The organism is Actinomycetota bacterium, assembly GCA_005774595.1.
In the GTDB taxonomy this organism is placed as follows: Bacteria; Actinomycetota; Coriobacteriia; order Anaerosomatales; family D1FN1-002; genus D1FN1-002.
In genome coordinates, this window is sequence record VAUM01000124.1 from 1 (window position 1) to 5,112 (window position 5,112).

Below are 5,112 nucleotides of genomic sequence, written 5' to 3' on the forward strand. Positions count from 1 at the left end.
GTGCTCGAGGGCGTCGGGCGCACTCGAGGCGAGGAACGACAGCCCGGCCGCCACCAACGCGGCCGCGCCCAGCCCGACGGCCACGCCGCGGACCTCGCCGGCGGGGCGGTCCTGCTGCGCGCCGATGAGGTCGGGCCGCACGGCAGCGACGTAGGCGACGAGTCCGGCCGTGATGAGGCCCTCGCCGATCCCGGTGAGCGCGTGCCAGAAGCCCATCGCGCCGAGGCCGAGCAGCAGGGGAAGGCGGCCGGAGGTCCACAGCAGCAGTGCCGCCGCCAGCGCCGCGGCCACGCTTCCGCACCACGCCGCCCCGAACGAGGCCGCGAACCCTCGCGCGCGCCCGGGCGCCGCTCCCGCGGCGAGCCGATACACGGCCCATCCCGCGAGCGGGGCGACGATCCCCAGCGTGAGCACGTTCGCCCCGAGCGCGGAGATGCCGCCGTCGGCGAAGACGAACGCCTGCACGAGCAGCACGGTGGTCATGACGAGCACCGCGGGCCACGGCCCGAGCAGGATCGCCGCCGCCGCGCCGCCGGCGAAGTGCCCGCTCGTCCCGCCCGCCACCGGGAAGTTGAGCATCTGTAGCGCGAAGACCAGCGCCGCGACCAGCGACATCAGAACGATCCGCTGCCGGGGCATCGTCCTTCGAACGGTGCGCACCGCGTATCCCACGAGCCCCGCGGAGCCCGCTGCCGCGGTCACCCACGTCTTCGTGTCGAGCATGCCATCGGGGATGTGCATCGGCGCGCGCCTACAGGTGCCGGCCGGTCGTGGTGGTCACGAGCTTGCCGTGCTTGACGCCCTTGGTCCCGAGCAGGCCGTCGGCGATCGCGCGCACGTCGGCGCTCGTCCCGCGCACGACGAGCACCTCGAGGCAGTTGTGCGCGTCGAGGTGCACGTGCATCGACGAGACGATGCGCTCGTGGTGCGCGTGCTGGAGCGAGTCGAGTTTCTCGGCGAGGTCGGACGCGTGGTGGTCGAACACCATCGTCACGGTGCCGACGCACTCCTCGGCCGAGTCCTCCCACTGCGCTTCCACGAGTGCGTCACGCACGAGGTCGCGGACCACCTCGGAACGGTTCGCAGCGACGCCGCGACGCTCCACGAGCGCGTCGAAGCGGGCGAGCAGGTCCTCGTCCATGGCCACGCCGAACCGCGTCAGTCTGCCCACGAGCGCACCTCCGCCAGGGGGTAGCACGAATGTGGGAAGCGTAGCACGCCGCCGCGGGCGCGCAAGCCCCGGGCGCGGAACGGCTCGGACGTGTTCGCCCGGGCCGCTGCGGTGTCCTCGTGCGGGTCCGCTACACCAGCTCGACGGTCACCCCGTCGTCGCCCCCGGTCTCATCGAGCGCCTCGGCGGCCTCCTCGAGCTTGGCCGCGGCCTCGCCCAGGAGCACCGATGCCTGCGCGATGAGCGCGCTGACCTCGGCGCGCCCGGCGTGGTCGGCCAGGTGGTGCAGTTGCTCGAGCGAGCTCTGCGCGACGCCCACGACGTCGGCGGCCTGGCCCACGGAGAGCGCGAGCTGCGATGCGTTGACGCCCTTCTCGCACATGGCGCGCCTCCTAGCCGGCCCAGGGGGCGAGTTCCTCGACCAGCCGCCGCTTCGGCATCTGGCCGACGAGCTTCTTGGCGACCGAGCCGTCCGTGAAGACGAGCAGGGTCGGGATCGACAGGATGTCGAACCTCATCGCCGTGTTCGGGTTCTCGTCGACGTTGAGCTTGCCGACGACGATCCTGCCGGCGTACTCGGCCGCGATCTCCTCGAGCACCGGCTCCATCGCGCGGCACGGGCCGCACCACGGCGCCCAGAAGTCGAGCAGCACCGGCTTGCCCGCGCCCTCGACCTCGTCCGCGAAGTTCGCGTCGGTGATCGCGATGATCCCCTCTGCCATCTGCATCCACGTCCTTCCGCTTCGTGCCTGTCGCGTCAGATGCCGCAGGTCTTCTGGTCGACGTATCGTAGCGCTTCGAACGCGGCCGAGGCGCCCTTCGCCGCGGCGGTGATCACCTGCTTGAGCTCCGAGTCGGTGACGTCTCCCGCAGCGAAGATACCCGGCCAGTCGGTCCGCCCGTCATGGTCGGTCCTCACGTATCCGGCATCGTCGCACGCGACCGAAGTGCGCACCAGTTCGCTGACGGGATGCACGCCCACGAAGATGAAGACGCCGTCGACGGGAAGATCGAGGTCGGGCTCGCCCTTCGTCGACTCGAGCAGCACCGAGCTCACGCGCGAGCCGTCGCCGCGCACTTCGCGCACGACCCTGCTCCACTGCGGCTCGATCTTGTCGTTCGCGAACGCGCGCTCCTGGATGCACTTGGTCGCCCGCAGTTCGTCGCGGCGATGCACGATGTGGACCTTCGAGGCGAACTTGGTGAGGAACAGCGCCTCCTCGACGGCCGCGTCGCCGCCGCCGATGACCGCGACGACCTTGTCGCGGAAGAACGCGCCGTCGCAGGTCGCGCACCACGACACGCCGCGGCCGGTGTACTCCGCCTCGCCGGGCACGCCGAGCTTGCGGGGCACGGCGCCGGTCGCCACGATGACCGCGCGCGCGAGGAACTCGTCGCCGTCGGTGGTCCTCAGCGTGAAGTCGAGGTCGGCCGGGACGATCGACTCGACCTCGGTGAAGGTGCGGATCACGGCGCCGAACTCCTCGGCCTGCTTGGTCATGAGCGCGCCGAGCTCCGCGCCCGCGAGCCCGCCGGGGAAGCCGGGGTAGTTCTCGACGTGATCGGTGGTCACGATCTGGCCGCCGGGAAGCCCCTTCTCGAACACGACGGTCTTCGCCCGCGCGCGTGAGGCGTACAGCGCCGCTGTCAGCCCCGCCGGACCGCCGCCGATCACCGCGATGTCCACCTGCTCCACGCGAACGTCCTCCTCCGGGCCGGTCACGGCGTCGTCACCGAGCCGGCGGTCTGTGACGCGATCTGCGACAGGAACGACCGTGCCTGGGTGTTGATCGCCTGCGCGGTCCGGTCGCCGCCCGTCGTGAGCTCGACCACCCTCTCGAGCTGCGTGCGCGCGGCCTTCAGGTCGCCACGGCCCTTCCAGTAGAAGATGCCGAGGTTGAAGTTCGCCCTCACGTGGCCCGGCTCGGCCTGCAGGACCAAGTCGATCTGCCCGATGGCGTCGTCGGTCCTGCCCGCGTAGTAGAGCATCGTCGCGTAGTCGGCGCGCGCGTTGACGTCGTCCGGGCGCTGGTCGAGGTACGACTCGTAGTACCGGAGCGACTGGAGGCCGTGGGCCAGGTTCCCGGTGTCCTCGCGAAGCTCGAAGTACAGGTCGGCCAGGGTCAGCTGGGCGGCGGCGTCGTCGGGGTCGCGCTCGAGCTTGACGAGCGCCTCGTACATGCGGACCTGGTCGTCGCTCAGCACCTCGCGGAACTGCTGGGGGAGCCCTGCGGACGAGCCCTGCGAGCCGGGGTTCCACAGCAGCAGGACGACGACGCCGGCGAACACGGCGACCGCGATCGCGAGGATGGCCAGCGGCGTCTTGTAGCGCTGGAACGGCCGGATGATGAACCGCTTCGCGAAGCTGCGCTCGGCGCCGTCCTCGTGGCGTTCGACCTTCAGGCCGAGCGTCTGCGCCTTGAGCAGCATGTTGAGGTCGTTCGTGACGAGGACCAGCTCATCGCAGCCGCCCGCGCAGACCTGCAGCGCCACGGCCAGGATGCGGTCGTCGGCGTTGCGTGCGGACAGGCTCTCGGGGATCTGCGACTCGTTGAGCGCCACCACGCTCAGAGATCCGCCTTCCGGCAGGTCGACGCCCTCGGTGAGACTGCCCTGCTCCGAGAGCTCGAACAGGATCCGGCTGACCTCGCGCCCGCGGAACCGCAGGTCGGGGTCGATGCGCGCGGTCTTGAGCTTGTCGAGCTCGACCAGCACGGTCTCGGGGATGACGACGAGCGCGTCGGGATACGCCAGCAGCGCGCCGGGGTCGGAGAGCAGCACATTCGTGTCGAGGACGATGGTCCTCACGTGGTGTCTTCGGTTCCTCTCGTGCTCGCTCACAGCGTGCGCAGTGCCGGAGTGCGGCGCCGCGGACGCGAGTCTAGTACATGGACCGCCCTTTGGCGCGGACGGCGATCGGGGTGGTCCACCAGGTCTTCACGTCCCACACGCCGTTGCTCATCTGGATGACCGGCGCCACCACCCAGGTGCCGGTCACGTCGTAGCGGACGTACGCCGTGACGCCGCTGTCGCCCATGTCGACGTTCTCGGCCACGGCGCCCAGCCGTGCCGCGCTGTTGTAGATGGCGACCCACGCCTTCCTCCGGCCGCCCTCGCCACGGCCCGCGGTGGCGCCATCGGTCGCCGCCTGTATCGCGGCGTCCTCGGCGACGCGCCACCCGCTGAAGAAGCGGCCACCGTCATTGATGACGGTCGCGACGATCGCGATCACGATGCCCCACCCGAGCAGCTTCTTCAACATGGTGACTACCCTCCGCGCGCCGTGCGCCGCCGCCCGCGGGCGGTCGGCGTCCCGGCGCCGATTCTACCAGCATCGTCAGGGTCGGACACACCGCCGTCGGCCGTCGATGCGCGCTTGCGATAGACGACCACGAGCAGGCCGAGGAGGACCAGGACGACCGCTGCGATGATCACCAGCCGGTCGAGGAGCGTCGCCCGCACCGTGACGCGGTCTTGTGCCACGACGAGGTCGCCGGCCAGCAGCGCCACTGTCATCTCGGCCGAGATCGCGCCGCGCAGGTCGACCGGGATGGTCGCGTAGTTCTCGCCCGCTTTGGCCGCGAGCATCGTCTCGCGCTGTTCGAGCGCCAGCGAGTCGGACGTGGCGACGAGCTTGAGCGCGAGGGGCTTGCCGGTCCCGTTCGCCACGACGACCGGCACCGTGCCCGAATTGCCCGACAGCGTGATGTCCTGCGTGTTCAGCGCCACCTTCGACAGGAGGCCCTGCGCCGAGCGCTGCGCCGACGCGGCGAAGGCCCGCCCGCGGTCCGCGATGCCCCACTCGCCGTCCGCGCCCGCCCAGCGCGAGCTCTCGGCGAGCATGAGCTTGCGGAGCGTCGCGTCGGCGTCCGCGTCGGCCGGACCGACGGCGGCGGCTAGCCCGAGGGTGGAGCGCCTGGCCGCGGCGGTCTCCTCGCGAT

At 71.1% G+C, this 5,112-nt stretch carries 7 protein-coding genes; all 7 read right to left on the reverse strand.

The annotated features are described in order from the left end of the window. Positions 1-741: hypothetical protein (locus FDZ70_06110; GenBank protein ID TLM76813.1), on the reverse strand; the 741-nt coding region annotated here is incomplete at its 3' end. A 10-nt stretch (positions 742-751) separates the two neighbouring features. Continuing rightward, complete coding sequence (gene nikR, locus FDZ70_06115; GenBank protein ID TLM76818.1) at positions 752-1,141, reverse strand: nickel-responsive transcriptional regulator NikR; 390 nt, start codon at positions 1,139-1,141, stop codon at positions 752-754. A gap of 160 nt (positions 1,142-1,301) precedes the next feature. Then, positions 1,302-1,553, reverse strand: coding sequence for a hypothetical protein (locus FDZ70_06120; protein TLM76814.1), 252 nt, complete (start codon positions 1,551-1,553; stop codon positions 1,302-1,304). A gap of 10 nt (positions 1,554-1,563) precedes the next feature. Beyond that, positions 1,564-1,893, reverse strand: coding sequence for a thioredoxin (gene trxA / locus FDZ70_06125; GenBank protein ID TLM76819.1), 330 nt, complete (start codon positions 1,891-1,893; stop codon positions 1,564-1,566). 35 nt (positions 1,894-1,928) lie between these two features. Then, entirely contained in the window at positions 1,929-2,867 is a 939-nt protein-coding gene (trxB, locus tag FDZ70_06130; GenBank protein TLM76815.1) for a thioredoxin-disulfide reductase, read from the reverse strand. 23 nt (positions 2,868-2,890) lie between these two features. Continuing rightward, positions 2,891-4,012 carry a tetratricopeptide repeat protein gene (locus FDZ70_06135; protein ID TLM76816.1) on the reverse strand — a complete coding sequence of 374 codons (1,122 nt, stop codon included), beginning with the start codon at positions 4,010-4,012 and terminating at the stop codon, positions 2,891-2,893. A 40-nt stretch (positions 4,013-4,052) separates the two neighbouring features. Beyond that, positions 4,053-4,433 carry a hypothetical protein gene (locus FDZ70_06140; protein TLM76817.1) on the reverse strand — a complete coding sequence of 127 codons (381 nt, stop codon included), beginning with the start codon at positions 4,431-4,433 and terminating at the stop codon, positions 4,053-4,055. Between the last annotated feature and the right edge of the window lie 679 nt (positions 4,434-5,112).